The organism is Terrimonas pollutisoli (assembly GCF_029360765.1).
GTDB classification, from domain to species: domain Bacteria; phylum Bacteroidota; class Bacteroidia; order Chitinophagales; family Chitinophagaceae; genus Terrimonas_B; species Terrimonas_B pollutisoli.
The window spans coordinates 679686-699025 of sequence record NZ_JARKNA010000001.1 but is presented as its reverse complement, the minus strand read 5'-3'; the positions used below and the strand labels follow the sequence as shown (position 1 = coordinate 699025).

Sequence of the window (19340 nt, the reverse complement as noted above, 5' to 3'; positions counted from 1 at the left end):
CAGCAAAAAGTAAATCGCTAATTTTTATTTTTTGCGAAGGTTAGGGTGTGGAGGAGCCACAGTATTTGGTCCTTCTTCACCTTCAGCTGCGCCGCGCAGATCAACTGTATCGCAATCACCACCTTCCTGGCCATAGTTGAAGATAAAGCGGTCTGCGCTTAAACCTTCTTTCTCAACCAGGTGAGTGATTACTTTGTTTACGTGATCCCAGCTCAATTGCTGTTCTTTTTTGCTTGAAGAGCAATAACCGATCACAACTACCTTACACTCTGGTGCGTTGCGCAGTTTAGCGGCTACTGTAGCCAAAACAGCTTTATTATCATCGCTCAGCACATTTGATCCCTTTTTGAAGGAAATGCTTGGTAATGCACCTAACTTCTCTGCGCAATCATCTTTAGCAACCAATCCTTCGAAGCAAGATTTATCTGGGCATGGGCATTTACCTACACCGTCAGCATCTACTGGTTGGCAATGAGTTGGAGTGATCAATTCCTTGTCTTTAGAATCAGGAACACCATCACCATCAGTATCACGGCTCACCCCATGGGAATCAACAGGTACACCGGCAGGAGTTTGCTCCTGGTCAAATTGGTCAGTAACACCATCACCATCTGCATCTGGTAAAACTGGTTTTGGCAGCCTCATCAGGCGAGGATTGCGGATTTCGCTGTAAGCATAATCCAAAGGATTTAACCAGTAAAGAGGTTCAACAGATTTTGCACCCAGGTTGAAGTTTAAACCAACAGTTGCGTAGTTATAGGAATCAAAATCCCCGGTAAGGTCACCTTGTTCAGACCAACGCTGTCCATCTAATAAATCATCCTTAATGAAGGTTACACGGTCTTCAATAGCCAAATTGATACGATTGCTTAATTTGAAAGCCATACCTAAACCAACTGTGCCAGAGGGTTTAAATGTATCGCCGAACAATTTAGGACGTGTTTCACCATGGTTTTCAGCAGGCGATTCATAAGAATCATCCAATATGTCTCTCAAAGTTTTACGAGTATCCTTACGATCTTTATAAACGCCGCCATTTACTCCACTGAAATCGGTTTGATAAGACGCTGTCCCATTAAGTGCATTTACTTTCGTATCATAAATTGTTCCGCCTATACCACCAAATACGTACATGTTAAACCCTGTTTTAGCTTTATGAAAGCGAATATTGTTAAGGGTTACAACTCCCTGAAGGGAGAGATCATTTACACTTGTTTTATAGTTATTGTAGTATACTCCACCAGTATATCCGGCTGCTGACCAAGGGTTATCAGGTCTTGCAGGGATGTAGCTAGAAGGTTTCCAGTTCAAACCTTTACCAGTACCATGCAAATATTCCAGTCTCATAGAAAACACATAACCAAACGATTTTCTAACATGAGCACCAAAACCCAAAGTTGGAAAAACAGAAGGTAAATCGCCACTAACGGTAAATGCACCACCTTTAATACCTATTTCCCATTGATTACGAGGTTTGGCCGGAAAATTATTGGTTCCGTTCAAAAACTCAGTATGCTGAGGCATTCTTTTAGACGGAATTACGGAAGAATCTGACACATTATAGCTGCTTCCAACTTGCGCTTGGGCGAAACCAAATGATGTCATTAGACAGAATAAACCTGCCAGTAATGTGTACTTTTTGCTTATCATAACTAAGGATTAAGATTGAGAAAACAATGTCCTAATAAAACGCAAAAATATGACTTGAACCACAATAACCAAATTTTTGTGAAAATTTTTCATGTAGTTTGTTCTTATTTTTCAATTACTTAGTCACAAAAAAGGTCAATTTCGTTGCATTCGCTGCATTAATTTTTTGCAACGTAAATTGCCGTTTTTTAACATATGAGCTTACCCGCAGGATTGATAGAAACAGAATTGAAGGTATTTGAAACCAGGTTCAGAGAGGCTGTCCGCAGTCAGACCCCCCTCCTGGATAGAATAATGAGATATATCGTTAAGCGAAAGGGCAAACAAATTAGGCCCATGTTCGTGTTACTTTCCGCAAAATTGTGCGGTGAGATCACTGAACCAGCATATAGGGCCGCCTCACTGGTTGAGCTTTTACATACCGCGACCCTTGTACATGATGATGTGGTCGATGACTCCCAGGAAAGAAGAGGATTTTTTTCCGTTTATGCATTGTGGAAAAACAAAGTGTCTGTTTTGGTGGGTGATTATTTGCTCGCAAAAGGACTATTAATGTCCCTCGATAATAATGACCATAAAATTCTTCACATCCTTTCCGATGCGGTCAGGAAAATGAGCGAAGGGGAACTTTTACAGATCGAAAAGGCCCGGTCACTCAACCTAAGCGAAGATGTTTATTTTGAGATAATTCGCAATAAAACCGCATCCCTGTTAGCTTCAGCTTGTTCGGCAGGTGCGTGGTCAACCAGCAACAACGAAGAAATAGCGGAAAAGATGAGGCTCTTTGGTGAGAAAACCGGCATGGCCTTTCAGATCAAAGATGATCTGTTTGATTATTCAAGCGAGAATGTCGGCAAACCAACCGGCAACGATATCAAAGAGAAAAAACTAACTCTTCCCCTCATCTACACATTGAACAATACTGATAAAAAAACAAGGCGGGAAATTATTTATATTGTCAAAAATAAAAACCAGGATAAAGAAAAGGTAAGTTGGATAATTAAAAAAGTAAAGGAAGCCGGCGGCATAGCATATGCTGCCGAAAAAATGAACCAATTCAAGAAAGAAGCATTAGATATTCTCAATCAATTCCCGGAGAATGCCGCCAGGCAGGGGTTAGAAAATCTTGTCCTATATGTAACTGACAGGAAGTATTGATTGACAGCTTGCTTAAAAGATTTAGGAAGAATGAAGAAACGGTGGACAATATTACAAGACGACAATGAGAATACCCTGCTTTTACAAAAGGCCCTCAATATTCATCCCATCCTTTGCAAAATTTTATCTCAACGGGGTATCTCAAATTTTGAAACCGCAAAAGACTTTTTCAGGCCGCAGTTATCCCATTTACATAGCCCGTGGCTTATGAAAGACATGGATAAAGCGGTTGAAAGAATATTGCGGGCAATTACTAATAATGAAAAAATATTAGTGTTCGGGGATTATGATGTAGATGGCACGACTGCTGTTGCCTGCATGTATCAATTCCTTATAAAACAACATTCCAATGTTGACTTTTATATCCCTCACCGATACCGGGAAGGGTATGGCGTTAGCAAAGCCGGAATCGACTTCGCAAAACAAAATGGCTTTGGTTTGATCATTTCACTGGACTGTGGCATTAAATCAGTTGATCTGATCTATTATGCAAAAGGGCTAAACATCGATTTTGTCGTTTGCGATCACCACATGCCTGACGAAATATTGCCGCCGGCTGTTGCTATTTTAAATCCAAAACAAAAAGACTGTAACTATCCCTATAAGGAACTTTGTGGCTGTGGCGTTGGTTTTAAATTGATAATGGCTTTGGCCGAGAGATTGAATCTTGGGGTGGAGCATTCCTATGAATTTCTTGATCTTGTAGCTGTGGCCATCGCCGCCGATATTGTCCCAATGACTGGTGAAAACCGGGTTTTGGCCTTCCATGGTTTAAAAAAAGCCAACGAAAATCCTAATAATGGCATCACGGCTTTGAGTTTCCTGAGCGGGCTAAAAAGTGAATTGCATATTCACAATCTTGTTTTCATGATTGCTCCAAGGGTGAATGCAGCGGGAAGAATGGATGACGCCAGGAAAGCAGTAGAATTATTTATTGCAAAAACTTATGATGAAGCTTTGGGATTTGCTGAAATGCTTCATAGCGATAACAGTGATAGAAAAGAGGCTGATATTAACACTACGCTTGAAGCATTGTCTCTTATTGAAGCCAATGATCAATGGCAAAAAAACAAATCGACCGTTCTATTCCAGCCTCATTGGCATAAAGGTGTAGTTGGAATTGTTGCGTCAAGAGTGATAGAACACTATTACCGTCCGACGATCATTTTAACTCAATCAGGAGAATTTGCTGCAGGGAGTGCCAGGAGTGTTCCGGGTTTTAATCTTTATGAAGCCATTCATGCCTGTAAAGAACACTTACTCGGATATGGAGGGCATTTTGCTGCTGCCGGAATGACACTGGAAATAGATAAAATTGATGCGTTTAGAAACAAATTTGAGGAGATCGTCGCTTCGACCATCAATCCCGATTTTTTGGTTCCGGAAGTTGTCATAGATGCTGAAATAGGCTTTGAGGATATTACCTGGTCTTTTTACAATATTATTTCCCAAATGGAACCATTCGGACCTGAAAATCTTCGCCCGGTATTTCTCGTCAAAAATGTTACTGACAACGGCTATTCGAAAATAGTGAAAGAAGAACACCTTCGCTTTTGTTTAAAAAAGAATAATATTACTCTCACGGGAATCGGGTTTAACATGGCACCTAAATACGAGTTTCTCAAATATAAACAGCCGGTTGACGTAGTTTTTAAAATTGATGTGAATGAGTGGAACGGAGAAAAAAATCTTCAGCTAAGGGTTATTGATTGCTTACCTTCTGATGAAATTAATTACAAGTCAACGAATTAGACTTGGTTGCCCTATAAAGATTCCTATTAAACCGAAAGTCTAAAAAACTTTGACATCACCCTCCTTGTTCTACCTTCAAATACTTATCTTTGCCGCCCCGTAGCCAAAAGCACCGGGATAAACAAATTTTAAATCACAAACACAGGTAAATGAACAATTACGAATTGATGGTGATTTTTACCCCTGTTCTGAGCGATGATGAATTCAAAGCAGAACAAAAAAAGTTTGCAGCGCTGGTTACCGAAAACGGTGGCTCTATTGTAGCTGAAAACGCATGGGGACTAAAATCACTGGCGTATCCAATCCAGAAAAAGACTACCGGTCTTTATTGGGTTTTGGAATACACTGCGCCATCCGACTTCAATGAGAAGCTGAAGATCCAGCTTCTGCGTGACGAGGCTGTCCTGCGTCACCTTTGTACTAAACTCGATAAATACGCCGTCGAGTACAACGCTAAAAAGAGAAGTGGTGTAAAAACAGGAACTGAAAAAGTAGTGGAGGCTTAAGACATGGCAAAAAATGAAATTAAATACCTGACCGCTATCAAAAGCGACAAAAGGGTAAAAAAATTCTGCCGTTTCAAAAAGTACGGCATGCACTATATCGATTATAAGGATATAGAGTTCCTGAAAAAATTCCTGAACGAGCAGGGTAAATTATTACCTCGTCGCTTGACTGGTAACAGCCTGAAATATCAGCGTAAAGTATCAGATGCGATTAAAAAAGCTCGCCAGATGGCATTATTGCCTTATGTAACAGACCTTTTAAAATAACCTCACCCTAACTTTCCGCTAACAGCAGAAAAGACAGTCTGATCATAATCAAGACTGGGTAATGGTGAACAAAAAGAAAAAAATGGATGTAATATTAATCCAGGATGTTGACAACCTGGGTGCTGCCAATGAGGTAGTAAAAGTAAAGAATGGTTATGCCCGCAACTTCCTGTTCCCTCGCCAATTGGCTATTGAGAGCAATCCGGGCAACCGCAAGCAACTGGAAGAAAAGCTGAAACAAGTAGCCAAAAAAGAAGCGAAAATGCTGGCTGAAATAAACAGTGTAATTGCAAAACTGAAAGAATCTCCAATTAAACTGGGCGCTAAAACGGGTACCAGTGGAAAGATTTTCGGTAGTGTAACGTCATTGCAATTAAGCCGTGCGATTCGCGAACAAAAAGGCTACGAGATTGACCGCAGAAAAATAAGTATTGTTGATGAAGTAAAAGAACTTGGTTCTTATAAAGCATCAATCGATTTCGGCAACGGTCATTCAACAGAAGTTGAATTTGAGGTTGGAGCTGAATAAAGCCAAACCTAAAATTTCTTTTAAATGATAAATTAAAGCCCTCCGGCTGGCCGGAGGGCTTTAATTTTAACGGTATTTGTCGCCTTTCATTACCAAAGCTTTATGAAATTCTGGATGTTATAAATAATATTTACCAGAATGTCAAAAAAAAATCCGTTATTTTGTATGGTCTTGGTGTTCTTTACAGTTTTATAAGTCCTGAACGTTTCGAAATAAACGTAGAATGTTCATCGGTTACTGTTTACTGTTAGCACTTTTTTTATTTTTTAAATTTCTCAAAATGAACATTTACGTAGGAAACCTTAGTTGGAATTTGAAAGATCAGGATCTTTCTAACCTCTTTGCCGCACATGGTGAAGTAACTTCAGCCAAAATCGTTAACGACAAATTTACCAACCGCAGCAAAGGCTTTGGTTTCGTAGAAATGCCGAATGACGACCAGGCCCAAGCTGCCATTGCAGCACTCAACGGCAGCGAAGTTGATGGCCGTAACATTGTAGTTAATGAAAGCCGTCCTAAACCAGAAGGCTCTGGCGGTGGCGGTGGTGGCTTCAAGAAAAGAAGCTTTGGCAACGGCGGCGGTGGCGGCGGCTTTAAAAAAGGCGGCGGCGGCGGTTATAACAAAGGCGGTGGCGGCGGTTACAATCGTGACCGTGGTGGATATGGTAACGACTATTAATGCAACCGAATTATAGTATAGATCCTTAAAGTCTGGCAATGCCAGACTTTTTTTTTATTTATTATAAGTTGAATGGAAAATTGTAATCAATTCTTAAACATTAAAATGAACTGCTTTTCTGGTAATATCCCTACCTTCCGATATATCGTCTGTAGTCGCATTCAATCTGTTTCAGCGATTTAGATTTCAGGCCTAATCTTTGACTTATACCGGGAGTCGCATTTAATAAAATTGCCTGACGCACTGTATCAGGCAATAGCATTTTTACATCAAAAAAAGGAATTAAACCATGCTATCTGTTATTATCCCCGCTTTAAATGAGGAAAAAACTATTGGCCAGGTGGTAAGGTTTTGTTTTTCAGAGCCAGGAGTTTCTGAAGTAATAGTGGTAGATGACCGTTCTGAAGACGAAACGGTTTCCGTAGCTAAAGAGGCAGGAGCAAAAATTGTCATAAGCGCTGCTCGGGGAAAAGGCATTTCGATGAGGGAAGGGATTGAAGTGGCGACTAATGAGTTTATTATTTTTTTGGATGCCGATATAGACCCCTATCCCGATAACTCAATTTCTAAACTTGCTGCCCCACTTATCAACGACGAAGCTGATTTTGTGAAAGGTGCGTTTGCGAGAAACGCGGGCAGGGTGACAGAATTAGTAGCCAAACCCTTACTGGCGATAATTTTTCCCGGCTTGTCGCATTTTTCACAGCCGTTGAGCGGAATGATCGCAGGTAAAAAAACGTTCTTCAAAAAAATTGATTTCTTCAACGATTATGGTGTTGACATAGGCATCCTAATTGATATGTATTTAATGAAAGCAAGGGTAAAAGAAGTAAACATTGGCTATATCGAGAATAAGAGCAAACCTTGGCAGGCACTTAGCAAGATGAGCGGCGAAGTTTCCCGGGCGATTCTAAGCAAAGCCCAACGTCATCACAATGACGAGCTAACACAGGAGAGTGTAAATTCGATGGAAGCCATTCAACGGGAAATGAACAATGTGATCCGGGAGAATCTTTCGGCTTATAAAAAAATGATCGTCCTCGATATGGACGATACGATCCTGATAAAACGCTTTATCGATCAATGTGCCGAAGAGTTTGGCTTTAAAACAAGATTAGACGAATTGCGTTTTAATGAAAAAGACCCGATTATACTTACCAAGCGCATTGGGCTCTTATTGAAAAATAAAACAATGGACGATCTTCTTAATGTTATCAGTAACATGCAAATGGCCGATAACATAAAAGAAGTAGTGGGGGCTTACAAAGAGAAAGGTTATTTAGTTGGTATTTTGAGTCATAGCTACACCCTTATTACCAATTACATAAAACAACAGATCGGCGCTGATTTTTCCGTGGCACATCAACTGGAGTTTTTTGAAGGCAAAGCAACCGGTGAAGTAAATCTTCCTTCTTATTTCTTTGGATCACCGGAAAGTATTTGTGGTCATGCTTTTTGTAAAACCAATGCATTGCAACATTTATGTGAAAAATATAATGTGAGTATGAAAAACTGTATAGCAGTTGGCGATAGTAAGGACGACCGATGCATGATTACTTATGCCGGAAAAGGTGTGGCATTTTGTACCAGGGATGAATTGCTTGAAAAAATAGCAGACAGTAATATCAGGACAAGAGATTTTGAACCCTTGCTTGCATTCGCATAATAATTCTTAATTTAAAGATTCAAATCCGGCTGCTTATGGCAAACAAACTTTATAACATACTTGTCCACATCGATTTCACCACAAGGAATAAATGGGCTATTGCAAAAGCTATTGAATTAGCGAATAGCTTTGATTGCAACATACACTTGGTATATGTCAATAGGCCGGCGAATTCACTCATGGGAAGAAGTATAAATAATGAAACTGTTTTCAGAAAACTGGAGCAGGTAAAGACATTATACAAAAATCAGCTTTGCGGCGAAGGTGATGTGGAAATAAGTGTACTCCAGGGAAATGTGCAAAAGCAACTTCTCAATTATATAAAGCAATACGAAATGGACCTGGTGATAACTGGTTTATCAAAAATCAACTTCGTCCATCGTATTATTTCCTCTGTTTCTATCAGCCGACTGGCAAAAAAAGCAAATATTCCCGTGTTGGCCATTCGTTCGGGCGGCCTGGTTTGTCATTTCAAAAAAATTGTATTGCCAGTATCTGGTGAAATACCTATACGCCAAATTCGATTCGCCGCTTTACTCGGAAGAGCTTTTAAATCTACCGTTTACTTTGTATCCCTTCGAAAGAATGCGGACGATATTACAAAAGGCATACTTGACAAGGCCCTGGAAATGGTACAAAGTATTTCAACAATACCGGTTCAATGTGTTTTATTGGAAGGGCAAAACCTGGCCAAAAGCACTTTGGAATTTTCAAGAAAGATTAATGCAGACCTCATTATGGTGAACCCAATTAAAGATTTTTGTCTCCCTGGTCTATGGAATAAATTAACCAATAAATTACTTTCGTACGGATCTAAAATTCCGGTAGTAACTGTTGCTTCGAGTAACAATAGTTGACCAGGCAATATCATAAAAAAAGCAAAATGCCACTAAAAGGTGGCATTTTGCTTTTTTGAATCATTCCTTTATTGCTCAATACGAACCACCCCTGCCCCATTATATGAATGATATTCGCCGTTATACATAGCATCTGCACTAACCGGCCCCATTTTATACTGACCTGGTGACACCGCACGAACAGCATAGTAATAGACTTGCTTATTATAGTCAGCATTGACAAAAAAATGTATCCGGTCATCCCTTACATCTAATGCCGTTGGCACAGCGGCGTCTTTAATCCAATCCATACCGGGAATATCTTTTGTCCTCGGATTTTCAATTTCAAATCCTGCAGGTAATAGATCAGAGATCACAACATTCTCAATAGAAGTTGAAAAAGATCGCTCCATGGTAATTCCAACAATGACAAGATCATTTTGCTTAAATGTGTTAGTGGTTATGGGTCTGCCGAAACGATCAAAGAAGCGCTTCCTCACTTTTAAATAGTTGTCCTCTTCCTTATAATCCCCGGTTGCGCTTATACCCTCGGTCTGCCAGAAATAATACAATCTTCCACTCCCTTTCGTGACAACTTCTATATTACTTCCTTTCAAAGCAGCTTTATCACCCCGCCATTGACCGCCATCTATTTTAGCAATAGTTTTTCCATCAACCTTTATGTCAGCGATAACGGTTGAATTATTTGAAGATTTAGCCAATTTACCCAACGCCAGAAAGGCAAATGCCCTTTCCTGTGTACTCAACCATCTGCGGGTTTTTAACTTATCGGCCACATGTCTTGCCATGATTCCTATTTGATTATTTCCGGGGTCTACTTCGAGCAAAGCATTTAAAGCAATGGCCTCATCTCTTACATCAGAATAAAAACTACCTCCCGTTTGCGCCACTGATTCCTCCCCTGCAAAACTGGAAGGCAGCATTGTGGCAAAGGCCTTTTTATCACCCGCAACAGCATAAGCGGCCGACAAAAGATACCTGCTATCGAGAGCCAGTATCCCGGGTTTCGCTTTGTAATAATTCATTGAAGGCACATTGCTCCGTCCCGCCAGCGCCAAAACATACAAGCTATACGCAACTTCCTTAGGCGCAATTTTTTTATTCTGCGTACGGTTGAAATAATAAGTAATCGTCTCTCTATTTTTAAGCTTATTGCTGATATAACCCAACATGGTTTCTAATAAACTATTGTCAACATCAAAGCCAGCCTTTTTGGCTTCCAGTAAAAAGTGGGCTGAATAAATACTAGTCCACCAGTCCTCTCTTCCTTCGCCATCCCAGAGCGTAACCGCACCACTATATAGTTGTCGCATCTTTATTTTCCGGATCGCTTCCAGGATGTTGTTATTAGCACTCGTCTTATTCTGCTTATTTAATTGCATTAAGTCAGCCATATCACTATAATACAATTGCGGAAAAGCAGCCGACACAGTCTGCTCTGTACATCCATAAGGATATTGTACAAGGTACCGCAGTTGCTCACCTAATTCCAGCATCGGTGAACGGCTGACGACTAAACTATAATCTGCGCTCCCCGGTATATAGCGGCCCAGGTCTAAATTCAACTTCTGTGAACTACCGCCTGTGATTGAACCACTACCTGTAACTTTCTGTAAAGTGGACGGAGGACGAACAGCGATTTCTGTTATATCTTCAAACTTTTCGCCCAATCCATTAACCTGGATCCTGATTTTAGCAATACCAATTGCAGGGTTGGCTATTACATTAAACAAAACTCTTCCTTCACTCTTTGCATTAATGTTGATGCTTTGACTATTACCGGCAACAGGTTTCACTTGCCCTTCGGTGCTAATCGTAGCAGTGATACTTGCTGATTTATCAGTAGTGTTGCTCAACGTGACTGGGACACTAACAGTATCTCCCGGACTTAAAAATCTTGGCAAGGCTGTGCTGATCACTATAGGATCTGCTACAGTCATGGTGTTATCAGTTGCGCCAAAACTTTGTCCTTTATAGGAAACTGCCATTAATCTTATCTCTCCGCTGAACTGAGGTATATCAAAATCAAACTCTGCTTCACCACTTCCGTTCGCTTTTTTTATGCCGCTCCAATAGCTCATTACTTTTATTCGCTTTGCCGGCATGGGGTTCACCCGTTTATCCATGCTTAACTCCCCGTCCCCACCGGTACTGCTCAATTTGGCTCTCACTTCGGCAAACAGCAAAGGATACAAATCATAGGCTGAAACCTGTAATGCTTTTTTCTGATAAAAATAATTGTAGGGATCCGGAGTCTTAAAATCAGATACCTGCAACACTCCATTGTCAACAGCAGCTAATGTAATATAACTGCCTGGAGCAGCCTTTACTTTTACTTTCTGGTGGGTCCTGGAACGAACAGACTTTTGCGCCTGGATACTTACCGGAATCTTTCTGCTCTTTTCTTCCACAACCACATTTTGAAATCCGTGGGCTACCGTTAAAGGGATATCTGAAACCTCATGCGGCTTAATAAGAGTAGCTGTAATATAAACATTCGGAACATGATCGCCGGAAAGCTTAAGATCAAGACTTGCAGAACGATTGCTGACATCCACATATTCATACGACAGAACATGGTCCGTTTCCATGGTAACAAGCATTTTACCACTAAACGGTGTTTTAAATAATGCTGTCACCGTTTCACCACTGAGATAAGATTTTTTATCCAGTTCGATATCAATATTTCCTTCGTTATTTACTTCGAACGAATTGTTATTTCCGCCCCAGCTACCGTAGCTATAAAAACTTCTGCTCACATAGCTATTGGCGCCGGGTCTGTAAATACGTAGTTCGTAGTCACCCGGCGATCTTGGTATGTATGAATAGACCGTATTGCTGCCAACAGCAACCTGGCTTTCAGTCATCAGCTTATCTTCTTTCTGTGACTCATATCGAAAATAACTGCCGCTTTTTGTCAACACCGTCCGGTATTCATGCTTGATTACCTCAACCCTGGCTGTCGAACTAACTGCATTGCCATCTTTGCTAACGGAAACGAGTTGAAATTTTACTGCCTGGTTCAAAGGATAATAAAAATACCAGTCATATTTTATTCCATAGAAAACGTCCTGGGTAAATATATCGGCGGAAACAGCCCGGCTTACCGGTCTGCCCGTTTCATCAAAAACAGTTGTGTAAAAATTAGTTTGCAACACACCAATGTTGGCGTAGTTGGCTGGTACTTCATATTTTTCAGCGGCATTTCCTTCGGTATCAGTCTTACCTTGCTTTACCTGTTTGTCAAAAAAACTATTCTGATTGGCAAGACTAAACTCATACTCCCTGAATTTTTCCGGAGCAAAGGCTTTTTGTTTGACCTGGATCTCCGTTTCATAATTGCGATTGGCAGCAGGAGGGCCAAAGAAATTCACGGCTTTGATGGATAAGTCAGCCGACTCTCCGGGCTTCAGCGAACTTTTGTCAAGTTTTGTAGTTACACGGATACGATCTGGCACAAACTCTTCAACAGAAAAACTCTTTGAAGCTAACAGGATATCTGTTGAAGTATAAACCTCCAGCGTATATCCACCGGTAATAGCGGAAGTCGCAATATCAATACTTCCTTCTATTGAGCCTTCTTCATTCAGGTTTTTCCGGAATGACTTTAACTCTTTCCCATTTGGTAACAGGAATTTCATTTTTAACGGAATATCGCCCGGTGCTTTCCATTGCCTGTCCCGAATGATGACAGCAAAATTTATTTTTTCTCCCGGCCTGTAAATATCTCTTTCAGCGTAAACAAAAGCGTCTAAACCGGAAGGGTTTGTTCTCTTGCCTCCTACTTCAAACCGTGACGTGTTCACCCGGGTATTATTAAATGGCAGATAGTTAAAATCATCCGCAGTTTTTGCAATGATCATCGCAGCTCTAAATCCGGCATACTCTTTTCTTGCATAAGCAATTTCCGCTACTCCTTTTTCATTGGTTGCTCCCGTTCCTATCAGCTGGTTATTGGCCGCATATAATGAAATGTTCACGTTGCCAACCGGCAAAGCTGTTTTGATCGAATTACTAAAAACATAAATTTTATCCTGCCCCTCTTTAGCAATCAATCCCAGGTCTGACAGCGACACAAAGCGACTGTCTCTAACCCAATAATCTTCTGAGGAGCGAATGACAATATGATACACCCCTTTAAAATCCGGCAACCGGTCTTCAAACTGCGAAAAATTAAGCAGCCTGCCTACACCACTTTTTGGCAATGACCGGGTATCAATTTCCTTTTCATAAATTACATCACCAAGCAAAGCATCGCTACCACCATCTTCATAATAGTCGCCTTCATATTCACCGTCATAACTCGCTGTGGTTGCTTTCGTTTCCTGCGGATAGTAGCCATATCGTTGCGAAAGCAGGAGATTGTTCTCGTATATCTTTGAAATAACCAATTTTACTTTTGGCACATTCGTGATCTGTACTTCGATATTTCTTCCTCCCTTCTTTGAAAGGTAAACGGCTTTGCTATTTGTAAACCTGATATTAGCTTCCAATTCTCCGAAAGCGACACTGCCGGAATAATCCTCTTTCAACACACCGCCAATCTTTCCTCTCAATCCCTTTGCGATAGTCAGTACATAACTTTTTTCTACATCAAATTTATCACTTCGGATAGTGAAGCCATTTTCAGATTGCTCTACTGTATATGCCAGCGCTGGTTCAAACTTAATAAGCGACTTCAGGTTTTCGCCGGTCAGTTGCTGGCTTGTCGTCACCGCAACGGTACCTTCCATTCCATCGTGTTGCGACTCCATGTTCTGCACGGTCAGCACGTAGGGCGACGGAATGGATAACGACGTAATAATTGCATCATCAATACCATTTGTACCACTCTCCGGCTTTAGTCCTTTGTCAATCGTTACTTTTGCAGTATAATCTTTATCCTCTGTTTTCAATCCCCGGATGCGCAGCGATATTTTATTATCCGGCGAAGCCGTGATCATATTAAAATCAGCCGTCTTTCCGTCAATTTCCACCTTTAGTTTGTCTTTGATAGATGCAGGGCTTACCCGGTAATTAAAATACAAATCAACCTGCGGAATTGCAGAAGTGTTTGTCTCACCTATCCATATTATCTGAGAATTATCAAGCAACAGATCGGGAGTATGAAACTCGATTTTATCGCCTTCCTTTACATCATTGTACTTACTGAAACGCAGCACTTCATTTCTGACCTTTGCTTTATAGCTGGTAGCCGGGCTTAATGGCTGCGCGGGAGAAAAAACCAGTTGATCGGGACTCTCCCATCTAAACCGGCCCTTAATAGAAGGCTCAAAAGAAATATAATCTGTCGAATCCCAGGCATTCAGCATAGAATCTTTTACCATGCTTTGATTAAACCGAAATATCAAATTGCCCAATACGGGCACTTCTCCTTTTGCATTAGTATAAGAAAGGCTAACAATGTTTTTACTACAGGCTAATAAAATAATTGTCCCGGTTAACAACGGAACAAGTAATGATTGAATACGCATATATAGATTTGGTTAATGGCCTGGTTGATTAATAAAGCAGGAAGCGGTATTATTCAATAGCTTCCATTGAGATCCGTTAAACTACGGACCTGCTAAAACTAAACGGATTTTTTTATTGGCAAAAATATTTAGGGAGGAATATCTTTTGCTGGCTTGCGATGCTCGGAGTCCATAAAGAGAGGGGAGAATTTGAATGGAAAATTAATACAGTTGTCAGAGCCTTTGCAAATTTGATTCGATAAATATTTGTTAACTGAAGTAATTTGCTTTCGGTCAGCAAAATCGGGCAAAAATTTTATCCATCTTTACAGTGCACCTGCCAAAAATGAAGTCAAGGATTACCAGCAAGAAAATCTTCGGTCTTTTAAAATATTCTTTTATTGGCTTACTGTTATTGTTTGTTGTATTCCTGCTGTTGAACCTGATCTTTCCATTACCCGATAAAATAGAATACTCAACGGTCATTACTGACAACAAGGGTGAAGTCATCAACGTCTATCTAACCGCAGACGAGAAGTGGCGGATGAAAACAGAGCTTCAAGAAATATCGCCATTACTCCGGAAGACGATTGTCGCTAAAGAAGATAAATATTTTTATTCCCATCCCGGCGTAAATCCATTGGCCATTACCAGGGCATTCTTTAAAAATCTGCTGCGGATGAAAAGAACCTCGGGCGCCAGCACCATCACTATGCAGGTGGCCAGAGCACTGGATCCAGGTAAAAGAAATATTTTAAATAAAATCAGGGAAAGCTTCCGGGCTCTTCAACTGGAATGGAAATATGATAAAAACGAAATACTGCAACTCTATCTCAATCTTGTACCCTATGGAGGTAATATTGAAGGAGTGAAAGCAGCAGCTTTTTTATATTTTAAAAAAAATCCGGATCATCTTTCGCTTGCTGAGATCACCGCACTCAGCATAATTCCTAACAGGCCTTCTTCACTGGTAATTGGGAAAAACAATGATCATGTTGTCGCCGAAAGAAACAAGTGGTTACAAAAATTCGCCAATGAAAAAGTATTTACAAAAAAGGAAATTGAAGATGCACTGGCAGAACCGTTAACTGCAACCCGGGGAACAGTGCCGCACTATGCGCCTCATCTTTCCTATCAACTCAAACAGCAAGGAAATATTTTAAACAAAACCACTATTAACCTAAATACACAATTAAAAACTGAAAAGCTGGTTGAAGATTATGTAAGAGCTCAAAGGCTCCGAAATATAAAAAATGCCGCCGTTGTTATTATCGACAATAAATCGCACAAAATAATTTCTTACGTAGGCTCGTCTGACTTTACTGATACCACAGATGGCGGGCAGGTCAACGGCGCCAAAGCCATACGTCAGCCCGGAAGCACTTTAAAACCTTTGCTATATGCGATGTGCTTTGATGAAGGTCTGCTGACTCCTAAAACGGTAATGACCGATGTACCTGTCAATTATGAAGGCTATGCCCCTGAGAATTATGATAGAAAATTTAATGGCTACATCACCACTGAATACGCATTGGAGCATTCGTTGAATATCCCCGCTGTCAAAAGCTTAAAATTATTAGGACATGAAAAGCTGATTCAAAAACTATCAGACTGCAATTTCAAACAGGTACAAAAAGACAAACCAAAATTAGGTCTCTCCATGATATTGGGAGGATGCGGCACAACCCTTGAAGAGCTAACCGGACTATTTGCTGCATTTGCGAACGATGGCATTTACTATGTCCCTTCATTTCTGCAGGATGACAGCATTACCAGGAAGACAAGAGTTGTAAGCCCGGCAGCAGTTTATATGATCAATGAAATACTGTCAAAGGTAAACAGACCCGACTTCCCGCTCAATTGGACCGCCACGGAGCGAATGCCAAAAATAGCGTGGAAAACAGGCACCAGCTATGGACGGAGAGATGCCTGGAGCATTGGATATAATAAAAACTATACCGTTGGTGTTTGGGTGGGTAATTTTTCAGGCGTAGGAGTCGCTGACCTCAGCGGGGCCACTATCGCCACTCCATTGCTATTTAAAATCTTCAACACACTTGATTATGACAACGACAAAGAATGGTTCAGCCAGCCCAAAGATTGCGAGATAAGACAGGTTTGCAGCGAAACGGGGTTAATTCCCTCCTCCCATTGTACCAATTTGATTACCGATTATTTTATTCCGCTGGTTTCGTCTACAAAAGAATGTAGTAATCGCCAGGAAATAATGATCAGCCCCGGCGAAGAAATATCCTATTGCAAAACCTGTGCTCCCGAAACGGGTTATAAAAAGAAATGGTATAAATCAATCGAACCTGAAATGCAGGCATGGTTTGAAGAGCATCAAATATCCTATCTAAAAATTCCTCTTCATAACCCGGATTGCGAATTGATCTTTAAGGGAAGTGCACCTATGATAAGTTCACCCGCAAACGGCGTGGAATATCTTATCAATAAAAAAGACCCTGAACCGCTGCAACTGGTTTGTAAAACTGCGAATGATGTAAGTAAAGTGTATTGGTATATCGATAATAAATTTTACAAAAGTTCAAACACAGGCGAGAAACAATTTTTTGTTCCGAATGAAGGTCCTGTAAAAATATCCTGCACGGACGACAAAGGCAGAAACAGGGATATAAAGATCATAGTGAAATATGTGAACTTATAAAGTCACATACTCAAAAACTTTTACGTGATTACATTTTCTTTAATTCTTTCTTTTAAATGATCGGATAGCCTCAACGATAAAGCGACTAACGTGAGTGTGGGGTTAACAGCGCTGCCCGTAGGAAAACAGGAAGATCCGGCGATAAAGAGATTACTGATCCCATGTACCCGGCAGTTAGCATCGACAACACCTGTATGAGGATCATCACTCATTCTTGTAGTACCCATGTGGTGCCAGCCGCCACTGGTAAATGAAGGCATATTGTCATCATTATTATCCAATAAGAATTCCGCTAATTTCACCCGGCCGATCCCTGCAGCACCTACCTGTTGCCCGATCAGTTCGTTCACCTTCCGTATAGTCCATTTATCAAGTGACGTCATGGCCCAATGCAGATTGGCACGGGGCACACCCAATTCATCTTTTTCAACGCTCAACAATACCCGGGAAGAAGGATTGGGAGCCTGCTCAATTCTTGTATATAAACCATAACAGTGTGTATTTTCTGAACTGAAATATTCGTATAAATTTTTCCTGTAGGCTTTTCCATAATCTTCGTTAAAGGAATGAAGGCTTTTCCTTGGATCTTTATCTTGCCATGTTTTAACAGCGGGTTGCATTTTCCTGAATATTGAAACAGGCATTAAAGAAGCGGTGCCATTCAGCAATCTCAGTGCTTCCTGCATTTTTGCAGACACGGCTAATTCAGCTCTCACTCTCAACTCACCTCTTATATATAATTCTAGCGGCTGGGAGTGAGCAAGCCATAATTCACCCGTCTTCAATTCCGGATGTTCCATAAAGTACCGTCCCACTAAATCGTAGGCATTGCCCAGCCCTGCAGGCGCCTGCTGATTAGACGCCAGTAGCAAACGGGCATTTTGTATAGCGCAACAAGCCAGGATAAAATATCTCGCATTAACCGTGTGTTGCTTTCCCGAATAGTTTTTGATCACTACTCCTGTTATTGATGAGACACTGTCATTGGTCCGGATCATGGTCACATTTGCGTAAGTATATAAATGAATATTCGGCGCATTAACAATTGTATTTTTATATTTTTCACCAAAACGTGTGGGCTGAGAAAACTGCCACATTTTACTCCAGATAATATTTTCATTGAATGGCAGCGGGATCAAAGACGTGTATTTGTTTTGCCAGTAAGCCAGGTCATATTGATAAGGTCCCAGGTCAAGTACAGGATGGGCTCTTTTGTAATAAGGCTCTAAATCGCCCAGCCTGATAGGCCAACCACTATGATCTACCCAATTCCTTTTTTTAAAATCTATTTCATCGAAAGTGGAACACATTCCTCCCCAATGACCGGAAGCACCACCGAAATAATGCAGCCTGCTGGATTTCATAGGATAATAAGGATGACCGGTAATCTTGCCATCGTATAAGTTTTGCACTCGTTCATCATATTCAAACCCGCCTCCCTCCAGCAATATAATTTTGTAAGGACTATTGATCCATTCCAGCGCCATAGTTATCCCTGCGGGCCCGGCGCCCACAATACAAATATCTCCTTCAATCAGCGATTCATCGTCTAATTCTCTTGTGTCGATATGCATAAAAGTCCAAACTTATTTCTACAGTAATGAAAAAAGTGCGCATTGACGAAACTCTGTACTTGAAATCACCCATCCATTTACAGTAATCATGTTGAACGTCAAAAAATCATGGCGTATCTTTCTCTTAAGCCACTCCTTCAGCCCAAAATCATCTGTTGGCGTCAATTGTGTACCATTGAAATCGGATAATAATATCCGTCTTAATTTTTCCTCCTTATATTTTGACGGAAGTAGCTTTTTATAGTAAAGACCTATTTCACGAATCGTGTTTTGGTCCGTTAATTTCCCAAGATCTTCAGGCCATGCTAGTGGATCTTTTGCTGGATTATGGCTGGCCTTATTATGTACTATCGGGCATGTAACCGCCGCAGTAGCTGCCAGGGTCATTAAGATGAAGGTGCGTCGCTTCATAATTAAGTAAAAAAGTTAGCACATTTTGCTGTGCAAGGATATTGATTATTGGAAGCTACATTTAAGGTAAGTATTTTAGAAAAAGTATTCAATACTACCTGCTTGTAAGCAGCTATCCGTTTAGGCCGGATAACTGCCGGATATATCCCTACCACAGGTGTAATAAGGTT

13 protein-coding genes are annotated in these 19340 nt (G+C 40.7%); 9 read left to right on the top strand and 4 right to left on the bottom strand.

Annotated elements, in window-relative coordinates; genetic code table 11:
- Nucleotides 1-24: 24 nt before the first annotated feature.
- Nucleotides 25-1650 (bottom strand): OmpA family protein, encoded by a 1626-nt coding sequence (locus P2W73_RS02750; RefSeq protein WP_276500452.1) that lies wholly within the window; start codon nt 1648-1650, stop codon nt 25-27.
- 195 nt (nt 1651-1845) lie between these two features.
- Between P2W73_RS02750 and P2W73_RS02745 the strand changes: the two genes are divergently transcribed.
- The 8 genes from P2W73_RS02745 to P2W73_RS02710 all read left to right on the top strand — a co-directional run bounded on the left by P2W73_RS02745 (nt 1846) and on the right by P2W73_RS02710 (nt 9064).
- Nucleotides 1846-2808, top strand: a complete 963-nt coding sequence (locus tag P2W73_RS02745) for a polyprenyl synthetase family protein (RefSeq protein ID WP_276500451.1) — start codon at nt 1846-1848, stop codon at nt 2806-2808.
- A gap of 30 nt (nt 2809-2838) precedes the next feature.
- Nucleotides 2839-4560: a single-stranded-DNA-specific exonuclease RecJ gene (gene recJ / locus P2W73_RS02740; protein ID WP_276500450.1), complete on the top strand. Its 1722-nt coding sequence runs from the start codon at nt 2839-2841 to the stop codon at nt 4558-4560.
- 149 nt (nt 4561-4709) lie between these two features.
- On the top strand, nt 4710-5066 hold the full coding sequence (gene rpsF / locus P2W73_RS02735; protein ID WP_276500449.1) for a 30S ribosomal protein S6: 357 nt from the start codon (nt 4710-4712) through the stop codon (nt 5064-5066).
- Nucleotides 5067-5069: 3 nt separating this feature from the next.
- The gene (gene rpsR / locus P2W73_RS02730) at nt 5070-5333 is read left to right on the top strand and encodes a 30S ribosomal protein S18 (protein ID WP_276500448.1); all 264 of its coding nucleotides are present in this window, start codon (nt 5070-5072) and stop codon (nt 5331-5333) included.
- 82 nt (nt 5334-5415) lie between these two features.
- Nucleotides 5416-5862 (top strand): 50S ribosomal protein L9, encoded by a 447-nt coding sequence (gene rplI / locus P2W73_RS02725; protein ID WP_276500447.1) that lies wholly within the window; start codon nt 5416-5418, stop codon nt 5860-5862.
- A gap of 280 nt (nt 5863-6142) precedes the next feature.
- Nucleotides 6143-6541 carry an RNA-binding regulator gene (gene rbp / locus P2W73_RS02720; protein WP_276500446.1) on the top strand — a complete coding sequence of 133 codons (399 nt, stop codon included), beginning with the start codon at nt 6143-6145 and terminating at the stop codon, nt 6539-6541.
- A 289-nt stretch (nt 6542-6830) separates the two neighbouring features.
- Nucleotides 6831-8207 carry a glycosyltransferase gene (locus P2W73_RS02715; RefSeq protein ID WP_276500445.1) on the top strand — a complete coding sequence of 459 codons (1377 nt, stop codon included), beginning with the start codon at nt 6831-6833 and terminating at the stop codon, nt 8205-8207.
- A gap of 35 nt (nt 8208-8242) precedes the next feature.
- A complete protein-coding gene (locus tag P2W73_RS02710) occupies nt 8243-9064 on the top strand; it encodes a universal stress protein (protein WP_276500444.1) in 822 nt (273 codons plus the stop codon).
- Nucleotides 9065-9132: 68 nt separating this feature from the next.
- On the opposite strand, the gene P2W73_RS02705 is transcribed toward P2W73_RS02710, so the two are convergent.
- Nucleotides 9133-14538 carry an alpha-2-macroglobulin family protein gene (locus P2W73_RS02705; protein WP_276500443.1) on the bottom strand — a complete coding sequence of 1802 codons (5406 nt, stop codon included), beginning with the start codon at nt 14536-14538 and terminating at the stop codon, nt 9133-9135.
- Nucleotides 14539-14863: 325 nt separating this feature from the next.
- Here P2W73_RS02705 and pbpC point away from each other — a divergent pair, with 325 nt between their 5' ends.
- A complete protein-coding gene (pbpC, locus tag P2W73_RS02700) occupies nt 14864-17185 on the top strand; it encodes a penicillin-binding protein 1C (protein WP_276500442.1) in 2322 nt (773 codons plus the stop codon).
- 20 nt (nt 17186-17205) lie between these two features.
- On the opposite strand, the gene P2W73_RS02695 is transcribed toward pbpC, so the two are convergent.
- Nucleotides 17206-18759, bottom strand: coding sequence for a GMC oxidoreductase (locus P2W73_RS02695; protein WP_276500441.1), 1554 nt, complete (start codon nt 18757-18759; stop codon nt 17206-17208).
- A gap of 18 nt (nt 18760-18777) precedes the next feature.
- On the bottom strand, nt 18778-19170 hold the full coding sequence (locus tag P2W73_RS02690) for a hypothetical protein (RefSeq protein WP_276500440.1): 393 nt from the start codon (nt 19168-19170) through the stop codon (nt 18778-18780).
- Nucleotides 19171-19340 lie beyond the last annotated feature (170 nt).

Bases quoted from the DNA above. Each gene is read 5' to 3' on its own strand.
- rpsF (WP_276500449.1), top strand. From the start codon at position 4,710: ATGAACAATTACGAATTGATGGTGATTTTTACCCCTGTTCTGAGCGAT.
- P2W73_RS02750 (WP_276500452.1), bottom strand. From the start codon at position 1,650: ATGATAAGCAAAAAGTACACATTACTGGCAGGTTTATTCTGTCTAATG.
- P2W73_RS02710 (WP_276500444.1), top strand. From the start codon at position 8,243: ATGGCAAACAAACTTTATAACATACTTGTCCACATCGATTTCACCACA.
- pbpC (WP_276500442.1), top strand. From the start codon at position 14,864: ATGAAGTCAAGGATTACCAGCAAGAAAATCTTCGGTCTTTTAAAATAT.
- recJ (WP_276500450.1), top strand. From the start codon at position 2,839: ATGAAGAAACGGTGGACAATATTACAAGACGACAATGAGAATACCCTG.
- P2W73_RS02695 (WP_276500441.1), bottom strand. From the start codon at position 18,759: ATGCATATCGACACAAGAGAATTAGACGATGAATCGCTGATTGAAGGA.
- rpsR (WP_276500448.1), top strand. From the start codon at position 5,070: ATGGCAAAAAATGAAATTAAATACCTGACCGCTATCAAAAGCGACAAA.
- P2W73_RS02705 (WP_276500443.1), bottom strand. From the start codon at position 14,538: ATGCGTATTCAATCATTACTTGTTCCGTTGTTAACCGGGACAATTATT.
- P2W73_RS02745 (WP_276500451.1), top strand. From the start codon at position 1,846: ATGAGCTTACCCGCAGGATTGATAGAAACAGAATTGAAGGTATTTGAA.
- P2W73_RS02715 (WP_276500445.1), top strand. From the start codon at position 6,831: ATGCTATCTGTTATTATCCCCGCTTTAAATGAGGAAAAAACTATTGGC.
- rbp (WP_276500446.1), top strand. From the start codon at position 6,143: ATGAACATTTACGTAGGAAACCTTAGTTGGAATTTGAAAGATCAGGAT.
- rplI (WP_276500447.1), top strand. From the start codon at position 5,416: ATGGATGTAATATTAATCCAGGATGTTGACAACCTGGGTGCTGCCAAT.
- P2W73_RS02690 (WP_276500440.1), bottom strand. From the start codon at position 19,170: ATGAAGCGACGCACCTTCATCTTAATGACCCTGGCAGCTACTGCGGCG.